Below are 19929 nucleotides of genomic sequence, written 5' to 3'. Positions count from 1 at the left end.
CCGGTCTGGACGGCCGCCAGGCCGGCGCCGGCGGGCGCGAAGCAAGACCTCATAGGGGGCGAACGGCCAACGCCAGGACGCCCGATCAAACGCAACGCAACGCGTCAGGCCGGGGAGTCCTCCTCCATGGGCGGCATGAAGGCGCGCAGCCATCGCTCCGTCTGGGCGACATGGGCCTCGGCCGCTCCGGCGGCGGCGCGCGGATCGCGGTCGGCGATCGCGGTGGCCAGCAGGCGGTGATCCTCGTCGCTCTTGCGCCGCATCTGCTCGCCCTCGGGGAGAGTGAAGATCTGGTACTTGCGGGAGCGGGCGCGGAAGACCGAGAGCAGGGAGCCGAGGGCGGGGTTTCCGGCCGCGGTGGCGATCTCGGCATGGAAGCGGTGGTCGAGGTCCGATGCCTCGGTGGGGTCGTCGGTGGCGTCCATGGCCTCGATGAGCGCGAAGAGTTCTCGCACCGTCTCCGGGGTGCTGCGGGCCGCAGCCTGCGCCGCGACGTGGGACTCCAGGACACGCCGGATCTCGTACACCTCCAGCAGACCGGAGAGCGGCAGCAGTTCCAGGGTGAGCGACAGGCTACCTATGATGTCCTCCGGCCTGAGCTGGGAGACATAAGTACCGGAGCCGTGCCGCGGCTCGATCACCCCCAGGGCCGCGAGCATCCGTACGGCCTCGCGCAACGACCCCCGGGACACGCCGAGTTCCTCGCACAGCTCGCCCTCGGGCGGAATGCGCCCTCCGGCGCTGAGGCGCCCGATGGCGATCATGTGGCGTAGGCCGTGGAACGCCTTGTCGACTGCGGACATCCGATTCCTCCCGAACGGGCGGGGCGCGGTCCCGCGCCCTTCGTCGCACTGTACCGATTCATCAGATATCTCCGAGGTATCGATCGGAAGTCATCTGATGATCCACGCTGCTACACCCCTTGATTGCAGGGAATCCGTCATGCAGGATGCCGAGTCATCATACGTGTTCCGGTTGCGATCAGATCTCTCTCGTTTCTGACGCCCCTCGGACCACCCGGACCCCGGCAGATCGGGACTCATGTGAGCGAGACCGATGTCATCGCGGCGCCACGCCCCCTGTTGCTGGCCGACGGCCGTCCCGCCGACCGGGCGTGGACGCTGGACCCTGCCATGAGACACCTGAACCACGGTTCCTTCGGCGCGGTTCCCCTGGTGGCACAGGAGCGGCAGAAGCAGCTGCGGGTGGAGATGGAGCGCTCCCCGGTGGTGTGGTTCCCGGCGCTGCCCCAGCGGATCGCCGACACCAGGGTCGAGATCGCCGACTTCTTGGCGGTGGCCGCCGACGACCTGGCCCTGGTGCCGAACGCGAGCGCGGGCATCAGCACCGTGTACGCCGCCCTCGACCGCCGCCGCGGCGGGGAGATCGTCGTCACCGACCACGGTTACGGCGCCGTGACCATGGGCGCCGAGCGGCTGGCGCGCGACCGCTGGGATGGCGGGGTCCGCACCGCGCGGGTACCCCTCGACGCAGATGAGGAGCAGGCGTGCGAGGCCGTGTTCGCCGAACTGTCCGAGGCGACGGACCTCATCGTGGTGGACCAGATCACCTCGGCGACCGCCCGCCGGCTGCCGGTGGAGCGGATCGGCGCGGAGGCTCGGCGGCGTGGGATCCCGCTGCTCGTGGACGGTGCGCACGCACCTGGTCTGCTCCCCGCCCCGCTCTCGGGGCTGACCTGTGATTTCTGGGTCGGAAACCTGCACAAGTGGGGATGCGCGCCCCGGGGCACCGCAGCGCTCGTCGCCCGTGGTCCGCTGCGTGAGCGGCTCTACCCACCGATCGACTCATGGGGTGCGGAGGACCCGTACCCCGACCGCTTCGACCAGCAGGGCACGGTGGATGCCACCTGCTATCTGGCGGCACCGACGGCGCTCGGCTTCATCGAGCACACCTGGGGCTGGAGGCACGCCCGCCGCTATATGGACCACCTGGCCGGTTACGCCGCGCAGGTCATCGGTGCCGCGTTCACCGAGCTGACCGGCGCCGACAGCAGCGTCGACGTCGGCATGCCGGTCCCCGGGATGCGTCTGGTGCGGCTGCCCGAGGGGCTCGGCACCACCCGCGTCGAGGCCGACGCGCTGCGCGACCGGGTCGCCGGGGAGCTGGGTGTCGAGGCGGCCTTCACCAGCTTCGGCGGCATCGGCTATCTGCGGGTGTCCGCCCACGTCTACAACACCGCCGCCGACTACGAGCACTTCGCCGAGACCTGCGTCCCCGTCCTCGCTGAGTGGGCCCGCGCGGCTCGCCGGCGGCACGGCGCGCCATAGCGGCGCGACACCGTACTCCCCTCCCCACCCCCGACTCCCCAAGCCGCTCCGAGCGCGGCCCGCACCAAAGAAAGAGGTCAGCACGATGAGGAGAAGGACGGCAGCCCTCGCCCTCGGCACCGCCGCGGCGATGGTCCTGACCGGCTGTTCCGCCATGAGTCCGAACGCGAATGGCACGGTCACGCTCAACATGGTCGAGAGCCTGACCAACCCCTCCCGCACCGATCTGCTCAAGGGGCTCATAGCCGACTTCGAGAAGCAGAACCCCAAGATCAAGGTCAACCTGATCTCGCCGCCCACCGAACAGGCCGATCAGAAGATCCAGCAGATGCTCCAGTCCGGCAGCGGCGTGGACGCGCTCGAGGTACGGGACATCACGGTCGGCCCGTGGTCGAACAACGGCTGGCTGTACGACATGGCGAAGGACCTCAAGGGCTGGCAGGGCTGGAATGCCATGACGGAGAACGCCGTCAAGGCGTCCGAGGACGCCAAGGGCCGTACCTTCTTCGTCCCCTACGGCTTCTACGGGCTGAGCCTCTTCTACCGCAAGGACCTGGTCAAGGACGCCGGGTTCAGCAAGCCCCCGGCCTCCTGGGACCAGCTGCTGAACCAGGCGTCCGCCATCAACGACCCGGCGAAGCGCCGCTACGGCTACGCGTTCCGCGGCGGGGCCAACGCCAACAGCAACGCCACCGCCATCATCGAGGCGTACGTGGCCGACAAGGTCGACCTCGCCAACGGCTACAAGCTGAAGAACGGGCGCACGATCTTCTCCGCGCCCGAGGCCCTGGACGCCCTCAAGACCTACCTCACACTCTTCAAGAAGGCATCGCCCAAGTCGTCCGTGTCCTGGGGCTATCCGGAGATGGTCGAGGCGTTCTCCAACGGCTCCACGGCCTTCCTGCTCCAGGATCCGGAAGTCATCGCCACGGTCTCCGAGTCCAAGTCGATCTCGAAGGAGCAGTGGGACACCGCTCCGCTGGTGGCCGGACCCAGCGGGAAGGCCGTCCAGCCGCTGGCCACCGCCGGGTGGGGCATCGCGAAGGGCAGCAAGCACAAGGCCGAGACCGTCAAGCTGATCAAGTTCCTGTCCCAGGGCAAGGCGTCGACGGACTTCACCAAGAAGAACAGCCTGGTGCCGATCCTCAAGTCGGCGACCGAGGACCCGTTCTACAAGACCGGCCCGTGGTCGTCCTACGTCACCATGACCAAGCACCCCGACACCTATCTCAACGTCAGCCAGCCGCGCGGCGTGACCTGGTGGAGCGAGTGGGAGCAGAAGTCCGACGCCGACGTGCAGAAGATGGTGATCGGCAAGATGTCGCCCAAGGAGCTGCTGGCGGGCTGGGACGCGTACTGGACCAAGAAGTGGGAGCAGGAGAAGTAGGGATGCCCGCCACGTCAGCGACGACGACCGGGCCGAAGACTTCGCGCCCCGTCCGGAAGCAAGCCGCCCCGCGGGCCCGGAACGGGCCACGGGGCGGCCGGAAGCGGGAGTTCACGACCCGCCGGGGCCTGCTCATCGCCGCCTTCATGGCGCCGGCCGCGATCTTCGTGGCGGTGTTCACGTACTACCCCATGATCGCGGGCAGCCAGATGGCCTTCCGCCACTGGGATCTGAACGATCTCAGCGACACCTCCTGGGTGGGCCTGGACAACTTCCACCGTGTCTTCTCCGACCCCAACTGGGGCACCGTGCTGGGCAACACGGGCGTCTGGGTCATCGGCTCGATCGTGCCCCAGCTCGTGATCGGTTTCGCGCTCGCCCTGTGGCTGCGCCGCCGGTTCCGCTTCCGCGGCGTCTACCAGGCGCTGATCTTCTTCCCCTGGGCGATCTCCGGCTTCCTCATCGGCATCCTGTTCCGCTGGATGTTCAACAGCGAGTTCGGCGTCGTCAACGACCTGCTCCAGAAGGCGGGGCTGATCGACGAGCCGGTGGCATGGCTGGCCGATCCGCACAAGGCGATGATCGCCGTACTGATCGCCAACATCTGGTACGGCGTCACCTTCTTCGCCATCATGATCCTGGCCGCGCTCCAGTCGGTCCCCGACGAGCTGTACGAGGCCGCGGCGCTGGACGGGGCCGGGAAGGCACGCACGCTCTTCCAGATCACCATCCCCTATATCCGGGTCACGCTGGTGCTCACCGTGCTGCTGCGGGTCATCTGGATCTTCAACTTCCCCGATCTGATCTTCGGGATGACCGGTGGCGGGCCCAACAACGAGACGCACATCGTGACCACCTGGATGATCAAGATCACCCAGCAGGGCGACTACGGCAAGGCATCCGCACTCGGCCTCCTCGTGGTCGCGGGGCTGCTGCTGTTCACGGTGTTCTTCCTGCTGGCCACGCGCGAGAGGCGAGAGGTGAAGTCGTGACCGGCAAAGAGACCACGGCGGGCCGGGCCGTCCGGATCGTCTTCCTGGTGCTGTGGCTGGCCTTCACCGTGTTCCCGCTGTACTGGATCGCCATCACCTCGCTGAAGGCGCCGGGCGACATCTTCGCCTTCCCCCTCGCCTACTGGCCCGAGCACTTCTCGCTGGAGAACTACAGCGCACTGTTCAACAAGGCCGACTTCGGGACCTATCTCACCAACAGCCTCATCGTCGCGACCGTCGCGGGCGCGGTCGCCACCGCCATCTCGATGCTGTCGGCGTATGTGCTGGCGCGCTTCGAGTTCCGCACCAAGTCCGCGTTGCTGACGGCCGCCCTGGTCACCCAGATGATCCCGGCCTTCATCGCGCTGGGCCCGCTGTATCTGCTGATGACCGACCTGAAGCTGGTCGACAACCGGCTCGGGCTCATCCTCGTCTACATCGCCGTGTGTATCCCCTTCTGCACGGTGATGCTCCGCGGCTTCTTCGAGAACATCCCCGACGCACTGGAGGAGGCCGCGATGATCGACGGCCTCTCCCGGTTCGCGGCGCTGTTCCGGGTGCTGCTCCCGGTGATGCGTCCGGGGATCGTGGCGGCGTTCATCTTCAACTTCGTCAACTGCTGGAACGAGCTGTTCCTGTCGGTGACCCTGATGAACAGCGACGCCAACAAGACGACCCCCACGGCCCTCAACGGATTCATCTCCAGCTTCAACATCGACTGGGGCTCGATGTCCGCAGCGGCCGTGTTCACGATCCTGCCAACCATGGTGCTCTTCGCCTTCGCGAGCCGCCACATCGTGCAGGGGCTCACCTCCGGCGCCGTGAAGGGGTGACGGACCATGTCCGTGATCGACGTTCCGCTGCCCGACTCCGTCCATGTGATCACCGGTCCGTCCGGGGACCCGCGCACCGCCGCACCGGCGGGGGCGGGCCGCTGGACCGTGCCCGGCGCCGAGGTGACGGCGCGACACGATCCATACGGCGCCCTGCGGCTGGTGCTCGCCGCGCCGGGTCCGGAGGGCCTGTCGACGGTGGCGCTGCGCTGGCGCCACCACGCCGGCGGTCACCGCCCCGCCCTGGTACTCGGCGATGCGTGGGAGCGCTCGTACGGCGAGTTGCAGTGGCGCAGCGTCCAGCCGGAACGCCCCCTGCCCTGGTACTGGCTGAGCACCGACCCGGCGACCGGTGGCTGCGCCGGGCTGGGCGTACGGACCCGCGCCGGGGCGCTGTGCTGCTGGACGGTGGACGAGGACGGCACCACGCTGTGGCTGGACATACGCTCCGGCGGCCTGCCTGTGCTGCCGGGCGACCGGGAGGTCGCCGCCGCCACGGTGGTCGGGGTGGCGACGGGTGCGGACACCACCCCGTACGCGGCGCTCCAGGAGCTGTGCGCCGCCATGTCCCCCGATCCGCTGGTGCCCGCGCAGCCGGTGGTCGGCTGCAACAACTGGTACTACGCCTACGGCCAGGACTTCGGCCCGGACGCCGTACTGCGCGACGCGGCCACCATCGCCGAGTTCGCCGGGGACCATCCAGTGCGGCCGTTCTGTGTCGTGGACGACGGCTGGACGGAGGGCGGGGGAAGCGCCCCGGGAGGGCCGTGGGACACCGGCCTGCCCGGGCTGTTCGACGACATGGCGGGCCTGGCCGCGGGCATCGCCGACCGTGGCGCCCGGCCAGGCCTGTGGTTCCGGCCGCTGCTGTCCCGGGTGCCGACGGAGGGGATGCGCACGGACACCGGCGCTCCCGGCCGGATCCCCCTGGACCCGTCGCTGGACGCGACGCTGGCGACCGTCGCCGCCGATGTCGCCCGCTTCCGCTCCTGGGGTTTCGAGCTGATCAAGCACGACTTCAGCACGTACGACGTCTTCGGCCGCTTCCACCCGGACACACCGCACGAAATGGCCGGTGCCGGATGGCGGCTCGCCGACCGCACCCGCACCACCGCCGAAGTGCTGGTGGGCCTCTACCGGACCATCGCCGAGGCGGCCGGGGACGCCGTGGTGCTCGGCTGCAACACCGTCGGACATCTGGCGGCGGGTCTGGTGCAGGTGCAGCGCACCGGTGACGACACCTCGGGCCGTCACTGGGAGCGCACCCGACGGATGGGCATCAACACCCTCGCCTTCCGGCTGGCCCAGCACAGCCGCTTCTACGCGGTGGATGCCGACTGCGTGCCCTGTACCCCGGCCACCGAGTGGCGGCTGAACCGTCAGTTCCTGGACCTGGTGGCCCGTTCCGGCACCGCGCTGTTCGTCTCCGTCGCCCCGGCCGCCCGTACCCCGCAGACCGATGCCGACCTCGGCGCGGCCGTCCGGCTCGCGCTGGACGGCGGGTCGCCCGGCGGCGTCGAACCGCTGGACTGGCTCGGGACCACGGCCCCACGCCGCTGGCGGACGGGCAACGCGGAACGCACGTACACGTGGTCCCAGCCCTGGGGTGCGTGGCCGCCGCTTCCGCTCTAGATGTGCTGTCCGGAGAGGTTGGCGACGCGGCTGGCTGGTGTTTGGCCGCTGATTCCGGTGTGGGGTCGGTGGTAGTTGTACCAGTCCAACCAGCCGGGAAACGCTGCCTGACGTTCGGCTTCTGAGGTGTAGGGCCGCTGGTAGGCCCACTCGTCCAGCAGGGTGCGGTGGAAGCGTTCGACCTTCCCGTTGGTCTGCGGCCGCCAGGGGCGGGTCCAGCGTGGGCTGATGCCCAGGTCACGGCAGGTGCGGCGCCAGGTGTTCTTGCTGTAGGCCCAGGCGTTGTCGGTCAGCACGCGCTCGATGGTGACGCCTTGGGCGGTAAACCAGGTGGTGGCGCGGGCCAGGAAGGCCGCGCAGGTGGCGGCGGTCTCGTCGGTCAGGTTCTCGGTGTAGGCCAGGCGGGAGTGGTCGTCCAGGGCGGTGTGCAGGTAGGCGTAGCCGGTGCCGGTGCGGTTCTTGCGGCCGGCTGCCCGGCCGAGGATCTTGTGGCCGCCGCCGTCGGGGATACGGCCGAGTTTCTTGACGTCGATGTGGACCAGTTCGCCTGGCCGGGAGCGTTCGTAGCGGCGGATGGATTCGCCGGTGGCCCGGTCGCAGGCGGACAGAGGTGGCTGGCCATGGCGTTGGAGGATGCGGTGTGCGGTGAAGGAGGCGACGGTGGTGCGGGCGGCCAGCCGCAGTGGGCCGATGCGGTGTTCGCGGCGCATCCGCAGCACTTGTTCCTCCACGGTGGCGGGAGTCCGGTGGGGTGAGTGGTGGGGGCGGCTGGAGCGGTCGCTCATGCCCGTTGCCCCGTGATGGCGGTAGCGCCTGGCCCAGCGGGCGGCGGTGGTGTGGCTGACCTGGAAGCGTTCGGCCGCCCGCCGCAGCGGCCAGCCGTCCTCGACGACACACCGGGCCAGACGCAGCCTGCCAGTCGGGGTCAGCGGGGCATTACGGTGGATCAACGAGGGCCTCCTGCGTGACGGTGCAGATGTCGCAATCCACACCGCAACCAGAGGCCCTCGCCCCGTTCAAGCACCCCCCACGGCGCGTCGCCCGTCACCAACGTCCCCAGACAGCACATCTAGACAGCTGTAGACGGCCCTGGCCATTGGTCGGGCGCGGGTGGATTCGCGACACCGCCGGACGGGTGGACGGCCTGATGAACTGTCTCACCGCGAACTCGATATCGCCCTCTCGTGGCAGCCCGATCGCGATGGCCACAGCAGAGGTCCGAGGCACCGGGCTCATACTCGGGTTCGAACTCATCGACCCGAAGGCCAAGGTCCCGGCGGTCGCGGCGACGAACGCCGTTCTCGCGCAGTGCAGTGAGCGCGGGTCATGATGATCGATCGTGCTGCTACGACTGGCCTACCTCGGTGTGACGAATGCCTTCGCGGTGCTGCGTTTGCTGCCGATGAGTGGCCGGGACAAGGATGTGGAGATCCTGGCCCTGCGCCATCAGATCGCGCCGGCATGCCGCCTTATCGCGGCCCAAGCGACCCGGCCGACCTCGTACGGTGCGCTCTATCCGGATTCTGGTACTGCGTCTGGCGACGGAGAATCCAAACTGGGGCTACAGGCGTCTGCACGGTGAGCTGCTCGTGCTCGGCGTGAAGGTGGCTGCCTCGACCGTCTGGAAAATCCTCAAGGACGCGGGCGTCGATCCAGCGACCGACCGGAGCTCCAGCACGTGGACCGACTTCCTGCGCTCCCAAGCCGACGCCCTCCTGGCCTGCGACTTCTTTGAGACGGTCACCTTGTCCGGCACGCGGATGTACGTACTCGCGGTGATCGAACACAGCAGTCGCCGCCTCCGGATCCTGGGCGCCACCGCACACCCGGCCGCCTCCTGGGTAACGCAAGCTGCGAAGAACCTGGTCATGGACCTCAAGGACGTCGGCTGCCGGGCGCGATTCATGATCCGCGATCGGGACGGGAAGTTCCCCCAGCTGTTCGATGCCGTCCTCAAGGACGCAGGGATCGAGGTCGTCCTCACTGGCATCCAGATGCCGAGCATGAACTCGATCATGGAAAGGTGGGTGCAGACCTACAGACACGAACTCCTGGACCGAACCTTGATCTGGAACGCTACTGCGTACGCTTTGCCGCCGTCCTCTTCCGCGCCGGCGGGCACCGCGCGCCCGGGGAATCCGCCCGTGCACCCTGGCTGGTGGCCCTCGCCCTCACCGTTGCCGCGACCCTCCGGCTGATCCTCGGGTTCATGCCCCAGCCCGTCCCGTCCACCGTCGGCGGTCAGCCGCGCACGTGCAGCCCGAAACCCGTGCGGCCCGTGGGCTCCAGCCCCTCCTTCAGGTGCAGCGAGGGCATCTCGTAATCGCCGAAGTTCTGCGGCCGGAACGGGATCGGCTCGGTCGACTCCAGGGTGAGCAAGCGCTGCTCCCATGCCTTGGCGATGTCCGGATAGTCCTCGCTGGTCATCCGGGCGGTACCGAACACCAAAAACGGCGGCAGCACCTGGATGCCCGGATACCAGAGGATGCCGTGCTGGATCGGGAACAGCAGATCATCGATGGGGCCCTGGATCCCGCGAGGGGCGTAATGCGGTTCCGGGGCGCCGATGGTCACCGACAGCAAAGCCTTCCTGCCCACGAGGGTGCCTTCTCCGAAGCGATCGCCGAACCTGGCGTCGCTGTGTTCGCCGACGCCGTACGCAAAGTTGAAGGTGAACACCCTTTCCACCCAGCCTTTGAGAATGGCGGGCATCGTGTACCACCACATCGGGAACTGCATGATGATCGTGTCGGCCCACAGCACTTTCTCCTGCTCGGCGAGGATGTCCGGGGCGAGCGTCCCGGCCTCGCGGGCCCGGCCGGAGTCGTGGGCGACGTTCAGCGGATGTGATGCGCTGGGGCCGAAGTCCGCGGCGTCCACGACCGCCTTCCAGTTCATCGCGTACAGATCGCTGACCCGTACCTCATGTCCGGCGGTCTCCAGTGTGGATACCGCGTGGTCCTTCAGCGAGCTGTTGAGCGACCTCGGCTCCGGGTGGGCGTAGACGATCAGCGTCTTCATCGAAACTCCTTCGGATCGGCTGTGTCCGATCATGGGCACTGTGGCGCCCGGCATCCAGGGACACTTCTTCCATCAGACGGGACTTCCTGGTAATGGCAGGACCACCCTCCCGGACAGCAACGCGCCATACTGGGAGCATGGACGATCTCGCGGGCTTCCTGCGGACCCGGCGCTCCCGGGTCGACCCGGCTGGCATCGGCATCACCACCGACAGCCGCCGCCGGGTCGAGGGGCTGCGCCGTGAAGAGGTCGCTCACCTGTCCGGAGTCAGCGTCGACTACTACGTACGCCTGGAGCAGGGCCGCGCGACCCAGCCATCCGAGCAGGTCCTCGACGCGCTCGCCCGCGTCCTCGGCCTCGACGAGACCGAACGCGGGCACCTTTACCGGCTCTCCCGGCAGCGCCGCCGCTGCCCCAAGGCGCCCAGCGGGCGAGTCCGGCCGGAGCTGCTGCGCGTCCTCGCCCTGGTCGCCGACGCACCCGCGATGATCATGAACCACCGCCTGGACGTGCTCGCCGAGAACCGCCTCGCCGGGCTCCTCTACGGCCGGTCGACGCCGGGTATGAACATCGCCCGGCACATCTTCCTCGAGGAGACCGAACGCGGCCTTTACGTGGACTGGGAGAAATGCACCCTCGATGTGGTCGGGCACCTGCGCCTGGCTGCCGGCAAATATCCCGAGGACCCCCGCCTGGCCTCGCTCATCGGCGAGTTGGCGATGGGCAGCGAACGCTTCCGCCGCCTCTGGGCCCGCGCGGACGTGCGCGCCCGCACACACGGACGCAAGACGTACCGGCACCCGCTGGTCGGACTGCTGGAACTGCACCAGGAGAACTTCGCGCTGACGGACGAATCAGGCATGGAGCTGCTTGTGCTCTCCGCGGCCCCCGGCAGCCCCGCCGAGGACGGGCTGCGCCTGCTCGCGAGCCTTGACGCGGAAGGCGATGACGCGCACCCCACAGTGAACGCTCAGGTCCGCGAATAACGTCAATCGCTCACCCGCCGCCGAGATCGCCTCAACACACTGACGACTTCCCTGAAGCGACGTATCGTCGAGGGCTTGGTCCAGCATGAGGTTCGGTGTGCAGCGGCTCAGGGAACGGGCCCGATGCCCGGCCCTGTACCGGCAATACCGGGCGAGCCGAAGCCCGCACACCCTTCCTCCGCTCGGCAACCCTCCAGGTCAGTGCAACTAGCGGGCCAAACCGCGCATCAGGAGCTCTGAGAGCTGAGCGTAGGCATCGGCATCGCCGAGGCCGGTGGCTGCGGCTACCTGGCGCTGTTGGATCCGCACCATCACCGCGGTGATGACGTCGGCGGCGAACGCCACGTGCACATCGCGGAACACACCCGCCGTGACGCCCTCGTCGATCAGCTGTTCCACACGGCGGGCGGCCGCGCGTGTGTTGCGCTCATAGGGCGCGGACCAGCTGCTCCTTACTGTCGGCCAACCCTGTGGGTGCCGGAAATTATGTCATGCGGGCTGACCTGCTAGTTCGGATTTGCCGGACCTCAGGAGCAGCGAGCCGTTCTGAGGCAGTGTGCTGGTCGTGGTGATACGGCTGATCTACCTGCTCGCCTGCCAGACCTTCCGATGGCTTGCCCTGCTCGCCCGTTCGGACGCTTCGAAGGACATAGAGATCTTGATGCTCCGGCATCAACTGGCCATCGTACGCCGTGCCCAGCCACGGCCCCGCTTCTCCTGGAGTGACAGGGCCGCTCAAAGCCCAGGCATCCGCGATCCTAGCCACCGATCTGTTCCACATCGATACGGTCTTCCTGCGGCGTTGGTTCGTGCTGTTCTTCATCAACCACGGCACCCGGCGGGTGCACATCGCCGGCATCACCCGACACCCGACCGCCCCTGGATCACCCAGCAAGCACGGAACCACCTCATGGACCTCGGCGACCATGCCGAGTCGATCACGTTCCTCATCCGGGACCGCGGGGCCTACTTCACCGACAGCTTCGGCGCGCTGTCACTTCAGTCCACGCTGGGGCGGGTCTCCGACCTTCCGCAGGTCAGCGAACGGATCCAGCGGGTAGACGACCTGGACGACACCATCAAGATCATCCGCTCGACCATCTACGCCCTTCGTGAGCACGACCAGTCCCGTCGCGGAAGCGGGCTGCGCGCCCAGTTGGTGGCGGCCACCGAACGGGCCACCGAGTCGCTCGGCTTCACCCCCGCGCTGCGGATGACCGGGCTGCTGGACACGCGCACGCCAGCACCGTTCGACGTCACCGTCGAGGTCGCCGATACCGAGTTGAAGCTGCGGGTGGCGGACAACGGCAGCGGAATCGACCCCGCGATCAACCGCCGCAGTGGCCTGGCCAACCTGAGCAAGCGCGCGGAGGAGTTGGGCGGCAGCTTCAGCGTCTCCGCGAACCAACCAAGCGGCACCGTCGTCGAGTGGACCGTCCCACTCTGACGATGATGGAGGGAGCGGTCGGTTCGGTGACGGTGTCCAGCACCGGGATGATCTCGGCCGCCGCCAGGATGTCGATCTCTCCCCGCAATTCGACGACGGTATGCCCTCGGGCGCGGTAGGTGCGGATGCGGCTGCGGGCTGGCTGAGGACTCAGGCGCATGATCGATTCAACTGAGGGTAGGCAGCGGCTTCGACGCAAGGGAACTGGGAGAACGGCTCCGCAGAGTCAATATCCCCGCGATCGGCTGCCCTTCAACACCCCTTCTTGACAAGGGGCAGCCTGCATTCCGGCGAGCCGACCAGCCGAGACGCGAACGTCACTGAGACCCGCTGGCTGCTACGGCTCGACGCCGTCGTCGATCAGACGCCTGTGGAGTTCCATGGTCATCATGTGGATGGCCCGAGTCAGCTCGGTATTGGTCTTGAGTTCCAGCTCCTGCTCGACGAAGTCGTGGTCAGCCTTGATCTGCTGGAAGGCCGCCTGCCGGTTCTGACCGATCATGACGAACGTCATCGAGCCGGCAAACCTGGTGATGGCGTCTGCGACACGTAGCTGAACGTCCTCGGCGCGCCTGCTGTGATGTGCGACCACCGCGGGATGGTGTCGAACCCCTGCCACGGACTGACTCATCTCGGCGTACCTCTCACGTAGGGATCGTGCGCACCGCACGCCCCGGCTGCCCTGTCGGGCGGCCGGGGCGTCTGAGACGGAAGACGGCTGGTCAGCCATCCCACGTCCAGTCGGCGACCTCGGGCAGGTCCATGCCGTGCTCGCGAATCCAGGCGTGGTGGCGCTGCCGGGCGTCCTCCATGCGCTGGCGTACGGCCGCCGCGCGGACTGCGAGGCCGGGGACGCGGTCGATGACGTCCATGACCAGGCGGTAGCGGTCGAGGTCGTTGCGGACCACCATGTCGAACGGCGTGGTGGTGGTGCCGATCTCCTTGTAGCCGCGTACGTGCAGGTTGCGGTGGCCGGTACGGCGGTAGGCCAGGCGGTGGATCAGCCACGGGTAGCCGTGGTAAGCGAAGATGACCGGCTTGTCGGCGGTGAACAGGCCGTCGTACTCGAAGTCGGTCATCCCGTGAGGGTGTTCCTCGCTCGGCAGCAGCCGGGCGATGTCGACCACGTTCACCACACGCACGGCGAGTTGGGGCAGGTGCCGACGCAGCAACTGAGCGGCGGCCAGCACCTCCTGGGTCGGGACGTCACCGGCGCAGCCCAGTACCACGTCCGGTTCACGGGTGCCGTCCTCGGTGCCGGCCCACTCCCAGATACCGGCGCCGCGCGCGCAGTGGACCTTCGCATCCTCCATGGAGAGCCAGTCGAAGCAGGGCTGCTTGCCGGCCACGATCACGTTGACGTAGTCCTTGCTGCGCAGGGCATGATCGGCCACGGACAGCAGCGTGTTGGCGTCCGGCGGGAAGTAGACCCGCACGGCCTCGGGGCTCTTGTTGAGGATGTGGTCGACGAAACCGGGGTCCTGGTGGGAGAAGCCGTTGTGGTCCTGCCGCCACACGTGCGAGGTGAGCAGGTAGTTCAGGGAGGCGATGGGGGCGCGCCAGGGCAGGCGGCGGGTGGTGCGCAGCCACTTGATGTGCTGGTTCACCATCGAGTCGACGATGTGGACGAACGCCTCGTAGCAGGAGAACAGGCCGTGCCGGCCGGTGAGGAGATATCCCTCCAGCCAGCCTTGGCAGGTGTGTTCGGACAGGATCTCCATCACCCGGCCGTGACGTTCGAGGTGCTCGTCCACTTGGAACATCCGGGCTTGCCAGGCCTTGCCGCTGGCCGCGTAGACCGCCTGGAGGCGGTTGGAGGCGGTCTCGTCGGGGCCGACGATGCGGAAGTCGCGCCGCCCGCTCGTGGCGTGCATGACGTCCTGGAGCATGTCGCCGAGCACACGGGTGGGTTCGTGCAGGGTCGCACCGGGCTTGTCGACCTCGACGGCGTACCTCTCCAGGGGCGGCAGGGGCAGCTCGCGCAGCAGCAGGCCGCCATTGGCGTGGGGGTTGGCGCCCAGTCGCCGCTTGCCCTCAGGGATGCAGGTGAGCACCTCGGGGCGCGGGGCGCCGTGCTCGTCGAAGAGTTCCTCGGGCCGGTAGGAGCGCAGCCATTGCTCCAGCTGCCGCAGGTGCTGGGGGTTGTCCCGTACTGCGGCCAGCGGGACCTGGTGGGAGCGCCAGGTTCCCTCCACGGGCAGGCCATCGACCTCGGCCGGGCCGGTCCAGCCCTTGGGAGTGCGCAGCACGATCATCGGCCAGTGCGGTCGCTCCACTACGCCGTCCTCACGGGCGCTGCTCCGGATGGCCGCGATGCGCTCCAGTGCATCGTCCATCGCGGCGGCCATCGCCCGGTGGACGGCCATCGGGTCGTCGCCGGTGACGTGGATGGGGGCGTGTCCGTAGCCGCGCAGCAGCTCGTCGAGTTCATGCTCGGGCAGGCGGGACAGCACGGTGGGGTTGGCGATCTTGTAGCCGTTGAGGTGCAGGATCGGCAGGACGGCGCCGTCGTGGACCGGGTCGAGGAACTTGTTGGAGTGCCAGGACGCGGCCAGCGGGCCGGTCTCCGCCTCGCCGTCGCCGATCACGCAGGCCACCAGGAGGTTCGGGTTGTCGAGGGCGGCACCGTAGGCGTGGGAGAGCGAGTAGCCGAGTTCGCCGCCCTCGTGGATCGAGCCCGGGGTCTCGGGGGCGACGTGGCTGGGCACCCCTCCGGGGAAGGAGAACTGCTTGAACAGCCGGGCCATGCCGGCCGCGTCCCGCGTGATGTCGGGGTAGGTCTCGGTGTACGAGCCCTCCAGCCAGGAGTTGGCCAGCACGGCCGGGCCGCCGTGCCCGGGACCCCAGATGCACAGGGCGTCCAGGCCGCGGGCCTTGATGACGCGGTTGAGGTGGGTGTGCACCAGGTTCAGGCCGGGCGACGTCCCCCAGTGGCCCAGTAACCGAGGTTTGACATGCTCGGGACGCAGCGGCTCGGTCAGCAGGGGGTTGGCCATCAGATAGATCTGGCCGACGGCCAGATAGTTCGCGGCGCGCCAATGGGCGTCCAGCGACCTCAGCTCGTCCTCCTTCAGCTGGGCGGGCGCCTGCTGCGTATCGACGGACATCAGGATTCCTTTCCGAGTCGGGGGCAGGGGTCCGGGTCCGAGTGCCGTACGTTCCGGTCGGTACGCCCCACCTTCCGCCGCCGCGCCGCGTACCCAACAGGGCCGTTCGGGCCACACCTGCCGCAGAGAACCATACGGAGCAACCCTCGAAAGGAGCCGGAGCCCTTCCCCGAACACGCGCCAGCAGTGGTCTGGAGCCCGCAGACCGTTCCTGCAAGTGTCGCGACCACGGTGGTTGCGCCGGTCACACCCAGCCGTCCGCTCGCGATCTCCACCGATCGCTTCGTATCCCGCGCGGGGTTGCGGTAGTCCGAGTAGCCGTGATCACGGGACTGGCGGGTCCTGGCGCCTCTCGCTTGGTGAGGTCCGGCTTGTTGTCGCGCCGAGTGCCGGGCGAGCCTGAGAAGCGCTGACACATGTGGTGGGCCCACACCGTCACCGACAGGCCCGCGATGGCGATGGTTGCGCCGATCAGTCCCATGTAGCCGAACATCGGCTTGCGGGCGAAGACCGGAATGACCTCGGAGACGATGCCGAAGAACGGTAAGGCCAGGATGTAGACCTCGGGCTGGCCGGAGAACCAGAACAGATGCTGCCACAACAGGGCCCCGCCGTTGGCCGCTTCGAAGACGTGGGCGCCGAACTTGCGGTCCGTCTTCAGCGCGAACAGCGCGGCCGCCAGGACCGGGAAGACGATCAGGACCAACACCGCGGTCAGCAGCACGTTCCAGGTGAAGATCGGCATCCGGAACATGGTCATGCCCGGCGCCCGCATGCAGACGATCGTGGTGATGAAGTTGACCGCGCCCAGGATCGAGCCGAAGCCGGACAGCGCCACACCCATGATCCACAGGTCGGCGCCGAGCCCCGGCGAGTGGACGGCGTCCGACAGCGGGGCGTACAGGAACCAGCCGAAGTCGGCGGCGCCTCCCGGGGTCAGGAAGCCGAAGGCCGCGATCGACGAACCGAACAGGAAGAGCCAGTAGGCCAGCATGTTCAGGCGCGGGAACGCCACGTCGGGGGCGCCGATCTGCGGGGCATGATCCAGTTGGCGAAGCCGGTGAACAGCGGCATCGCGAACATCAGCAGCATGATCGAGCCGTGCATGGTGAACGCCTGGTTGAACTGTTCCTGCTACATGATCGGCAGGCCGGGGCCTGGCCAGCTCCGCGCGCATCAGCAGGGCGATCACACCGCCGACGATGAAGAAGGCGAACGCGGTGACCAGGTACATCGTCCCGATCTTCTTGTGGTCGGTGGTCGTCAGCCACTCCGTCCATGGCGGCCGTACGGCCCGTCCGGTCGTCCCTGCGGCCACGGTGACCCCGGCACTCGGCCGCGCGGTCCCCACCTTGTGTATCTGTGCCTGGTCCACCGGACGGTGCCCTCCCCATCTGCCATGTCGACGACGAGCCGGGAAGTGCCCTGATGCAGGTACGGAGCCGGCCTTCCCGGCCGCCGGTGGGGGAGGCCATGGGGAGCCCAGCACGCGCAACCCCCGGGCTGCGCTGGGCTACCTGGGGAGCCCGATCGCCAAGCCGAATGCGACCGTCACCGGCTGTCGCTGGTTTCGGTTTCCGTGAGGGCGGCTCGTCCCGCCTCCAGCCGGGCGGCCGGGATGCGGAAGGGGGAGCAGGAGACGTAGTCGAGGCCCGCCCGGTGGAAGAAGTGGATGGACTCCGGGTCGCCGCCGTGTTCGCCGCACACCCCGGTCTCCAGCTCGGGGTTGACGGCGCGGCCCGCCTCCACGGCCAGCTCCACGAGCTTTCCGACACCTTCCTGGTCGATCGTCTCGAAGGGGGACACGCTGAAGATGCCCTTCTCCAGGTACAGCGGGAAGAAGGACGCTTCGGCGTCGTCGCGGGACAGTCCCCAGGTGGTCTGGGTGAGGTCGTTGGTGCCGAAGGAGAAGAAGTCGGCGGCGTCGGCGATGCGTCCGGCGGTGAGGGCCGCGCGGGGCAGTTCGATCATTGTGCCGATCGGGAGGTGCAGGGACTTCCCTGTCTCCGGCGTGACTTCGGCGAGTACGCGCTCTGCTTCCGTCCGGGCCAGGCGCAGTTCCTCGACCGTTCCGACGAGCGGGATCATGATCTCGGCGTGCGGTCGGCCGCCCTCGCGCAGTCGGTGGACGACGGCCTCGGCGATGGCGCGGACCTGCATGGCCATGAGACCGGGGACGGCCAGTCCGAGCCGTACGCCGCGCAATCCCAGCATCGGGTTCTGCTCATGCAGTCGCTCGACGGCATCGAGCAGTTCGCGGTCGTGGACGTCTGGATGGGTGGCGCTCGCCAGTCGGACGGCCAGCGCGGTGCGGTCGGGCAGGAACTCGTGCAGCGGCGGGTCCATGAGGCGAATGGTCACCGGCAGCCCGTCCATGGCCTTGAGGATGCCGATGAAGTCCTCGCGCTCCAGCGGCAGCAGCGTTGCGAGAGCCTCCTCGCGGGCCGTGTCGTCGCGGGCCAGGATCATCGCCTCGACCAGCGTCCTGCGGTCGCCGAGGAACATGTGCTCGGTGCGGCACAGGCCGATGCCCTGGGCGCCGAGCCGGCGGGCGCGTGCGGCGTCCTCGGGCGTGTCGGCGTTCGCCCGTACCTGAAGGCGACGGACGGAGTCCGCGTGCGCGAGTGCCGCCAGCACCGCCTCGGTCAGCGGGCCGGTGCTATCACCGGTCTCCAGCGCGCGCCCGACGTCGGAGGCGGTGAGCGGCAGGGCGCCGAGGTGCACGGTGCCGGCAGTTCCGTCGACGGACAGGATGTCGCCCTCGCGTACGACGACTCCTGAGTCCGTGGTGAGCCGGCGGGCGACCGGATCGACGGTCAGCGACTCGGCCCCGCACACGCACACCTTGCCCATGCCGCGCGCGACGACGGCGGCGTGGCTGGTCTTGCCGCCCCGGCTGGTCAGGACGGCCTGAGCGGCGATCATTCCGGGCAGGTCGTCGGGGGTCGTCTCACGTCGCACGAGGATCGTCTTCTCTCCGGCAGCGGCTCGGCGCTGTGCCTCGGCGGAGCCGAAGACGACGACCCCTACCGCTGCGCCCGGTGAGGCCGGTACGCCGTGCGCGAGAGGCACGTCGGCGGGGGTGGTGTCGAAGCGGGGGAACATCAGCCGGGTCAGCTCGGCTCCGTCCACGCGGGCCAGCGCCTCGTCGGCCGTGACCGTCTTCTCCCCGCGCAGGTCGTGGGCGATACGGAAGGCGGCCTCGGCGGTGCGCTTGCCGACCCGCGTCTGGAGGATCCACAGCCGACCGCGCTCGACGGTGAACTCGACGTCGCACAGATCCCGGTAGTGGTTCTCCAGCGTGCGCAGGTCGTCTCCGAGTTCGACGTAGGAGCGGGGATCGAGGGTCTTCAGCTCGCTCAGGGGTACGGCGTCACGGACTCCGGAGACGACGTCCTCGCCCTGGGCGTCGGGCAGGTAGTCGCCGTACATGCCGCGGGCGCCGGTGGCGGGGTCGCGGGTGAAGGCGACGCCGGTACCGGAGTCGGGGCCGAGGTTGCCGAACACCATCGCCTGGACGTTGACGGCGGTACCCAGGTCGTCGGGGATGTGTTCGCGGCGGCGGTAGACGCGGGCGCGTTCGCCGTTCCAGGAGTTGAAGACCGCACGGATGGCGCGCTGGAGTTGCTCGACGGGGTCCTGGGGGAAGTCCTCGCCCGTCTCCCGGCGGATGATCGCCTTGAACTCCTCGGTGATCAGGGCGAGTTCCCCGGCATCGAGGTCGTGGTCGTCGCGTGTCCCACGCTGCGCCTTGTGCGCGGCGATGGCCTGTTCGAACAGGTCGCCGTCGACGCCCATCACGGTGCGGCCGAACATCTGCACGAGCCGCCGGTAGGAGTCCCAGGCGAACCGCTCCTGTCCGGAGGCCTTGGCGAGGCCGGCGACGGACTCGTCGTTGAGGCCGATGTCGAGGATGGTCTCCATCATGCCGGGCATCGAGAAGCGGGCGCCGGAGCGTACGGAGACCAGGAGCGGATCGTCGGGTGCGCCGAGGGTGCGTCCCATGGTCCGTTCCAAACCGGCGAGGGCGCGGGCCTCCTCGATGCCGAGTTCGGGCGGTTCCTCGCCCGTGGCGAGGTAGACCTTGCAGGCTTCGGTGGTGACGGTGAAGCCCGGCGGTACGGGCAGTCCGAGCCGGGTCATCTCGGCCAGGCCGGCGCCCTTGCCGCCGAGCAGGTCGGCCATCTCCCGGCTGCCTTCGGCGAAGGCGTACACGTAGGTTGCCGGTGTGCTCAT

14 protein-coding genes and 2 pseudogenes are annotated in these 19929 nt (G+C 68.6%); 8 read left to right on the top strand and 8 right to left on the bottom strand.

Features of this window, described 5'->3' with window-relative positions; genetic code table 11:
* Positions 1 to 104: 104 nt before the first annotated feature.
* Positions 105 to 803 (bottom strand): FadR/GntR family transcriptional regulator, encoded by a 699-nt coding sequence (locus ACT2CW_RS37620; protein ID WP_445519819.1) that lies wholly within the window; start codon positions 801 to 803, stop codon positions 105 to 107.
* Positions 804 to 1043: 240 nt separating this feature from the next.
* On the opposite strand from ACT2CW_RS37620, the gene ACT2CW_RS37615 reads away from it, so the two are divergent.
* The 5 genes from ACT2CW_RS37615 (at position 1044) to ACT2CW_RS37595 (ending at position 7132) form a co-directional block, all read left to right on the top strand.
* Positions 1044 to 2288, top strand: a complete 1245-nt coding sequence (locus tag ACT2CW_RS37615; RefSeq protein WP_445519818.1) for an aminotransferase class V-fold PLP-dependent enzyme — start codon at positions 1044 to 1046, stop codon at positions 2286 to 2288.
* Between the two features lie 85 nt (positions 2289 to 2373).
* Entirely contained in the window at positions 2374 to 3675 is a 1302-nt protein-coding gene (locus ACT2CW_RS37610) for an ABC transporter substrate-binding protein (protein WP_445519817.1), read from the top strand.
* 2 nt (positions 3676 to 3677) lie between these two features.
* Entirely contained in the window at positions 3678 to 4667 is a 990-nt protein-coding gene (locus ACT2CW_RS37605; RefSeq protein ID WP_445519816.1) for a carbohydrate ABC transporter permease, read from the top strand.
* The gene (locus ACT2CW_RS37600; RefSeq protein ID WP_445519815.1) at positions 4664 to 5500 is read left to right on the top strand and encodes a carbohydrate ABC transporter permease; all 837 of its coding nucleotides are present in this window, start codon (positions 4664 to 4666) and stop codon (positions 5498 to 5500) included. Before ACT2CW_RS37605 ends, ACT2CW_RS37600 begins: the two co-directional genes overlap by 4 nt.
* A gap of 6 nt (positions 5501 to 5506) precedes the next feature.
* Positions 5507 to 7132, top strand: coding sequence for a hypothetical protein (locus ACT2CW_RS37595; protein WP_445519814.1), 1626 nt, complete (start codon positions 5507 to 5509; stop codon positions 7130 to 7132).
* Here the strand turns inward: ACT2CW_RS37595 and ACT2CW_RS37590 are convergent.
* A complete protein-coding gene (locus ACT2CW_RS37590; protein WP_445519813.1) occupies positions 7129 to 8082 on the bottom strand; it encodes an IS481 family transposase in 954 nt (317 codons plus the stop codon). The genes ACT2CW_RS37595 and ACT2CW_RS37590 overlap by 4 nt on opposite strands.
* Positions 8083 to 8471: 389 nt before the next feature.
* On the opposite strand from ACT2CW_RS37590, the pseudogene ACT2CW_RS37585 reads away from it, so the two are divergent.
* Positions 8472 to 9207: pseudogene (locus tag ACT2CW_RS37585) on the top strand (integrase); the annotation flags it as partial.
* A 166-nt stretch (positions 9208 to 9373) separates the two neighbouring features.
* Here the strand turns inward: ACT2CW_RS37585 and ACT2CW_RS37580 are convergent.
* A complete protein-coding gene (locus tag ACT2CW_RS37580) occupies positions 9374 to 10153 on the bottom strand; it encodes an NAD(P)H-dependent oxidoreductase (protein ID WP_445519812.1) in 780 nt (259 codons plus the stop codon).
* 137 nt (positions 10154 to 10290) lie between these two features.
* Between ACT2CW_RS37580 and ACT2CW_RS37575 the strand changes: the two genes are divergently transcribed.
* Positions 10291 to 11139, top strand: coding sequence for a helix-turn-helix transcriptional regulator (locus tag ACT2CW_RS37575; protein WP_445519811.1), 849 nt, complete (start codon positions 10291 to 10293; stop codon positions 11137 to 11139).
* Positions 11140 to 11346: 207 nt separating this feature from the next.
* Here the strand turns inward: ACT2CW_RS37575 and ACT2CW_RS37570 are convergent, their stop codons facing one another.
* Positions 11347 to 11538 (bottom strand): hypothetical protein, encoded by a 192-nt coding sequence (locus ACT2CW_RS37570; protein WP_445519810.1) that lies wholly within the window; start codon positions 11536 to 11538, stop codon positions 11347 to 11349.
* 511 nt (positions 11539 to 12049) lie between these two features.
* Between ACT2CW_RS37570 and ACT2CW_RS37565 the strand changes: the two genes are divergently transcribed.
* Positions 12050 to 12586, top strand: a complete 537-nt coding sequence (locus ACT2CW_RS37565; protein ID WP_445519809.1) for a sensor histidine kinase — start codon at positions 12050 to 12052, stop codon at positions 12584 to 12586.
* Positions 12587 to 12923: 337 nt separating this feature from the next.
* On the opposite strand, the gene ACT2CW_RS37560 is transcribed toward ACT2CW_RS37565, so the two are convergent.
* The 4 genes and pseudogenes from ACT2CW_RS37560 to ppdK all read right to left on the bottom strand — a co-directional run bounded on the left by ACT2CW_RS37560 (position 12924) and on the right by ppdK (position 19929).
* Positions 12924 to 13178 (bottom strand): hypothetical protein, encoded by a 255-nt coding sequence (locus ACT2CW_RS37560; protein WP_445519808.1) that lies wholly within the window; start codon positions 13176 to 13178, stop codon positions 12924 to 12926.
* A gap of 130 nt (positions 13179 to 13308) precedes the next feature.
* Positions 13309 to 15693 carry a phosphoketolase family protein gene (locus ACT2CW_RS37555; protein ID WP_445519807.1) on the bottom strand — a complete coding sequence of 795 codons (2385 nt, stop codon included), beginning with the start codon at positions 15691 to 15693 and terminating at the stop codon, positions 13309 to 13311.
* Between the two features lie 415 nt (positions 15694 to 16108).
* Positions 16109 to 17011: pseudogene (locus ACT2CW_RS37550) on the bottom strand (cytochrome c oxidase subunit I); the annotation flags it as partial.
* Between the two features lie 233 nt (positions 17012 to 17244).
* Positions 17245 to 19929 carry a pyruvate, phosphate dikinase gene (gene ppdK, locus ACT2CW_RS37545; protein ID WP_445519806.1) on the bottom strand — a complete coding sequence of 895 codons (2685 nt, stop codon included), beginning with the start codon at positions 19927 to 19929 and terminating at the stop codon, positions 17245 to 17247.

This window comes from Streptomyces sp. NEAU-174 (genome assembly GCF_052665095.1).
This window is presented reverse-complemented; position numbering and strand designations above follow the sequence as displayed.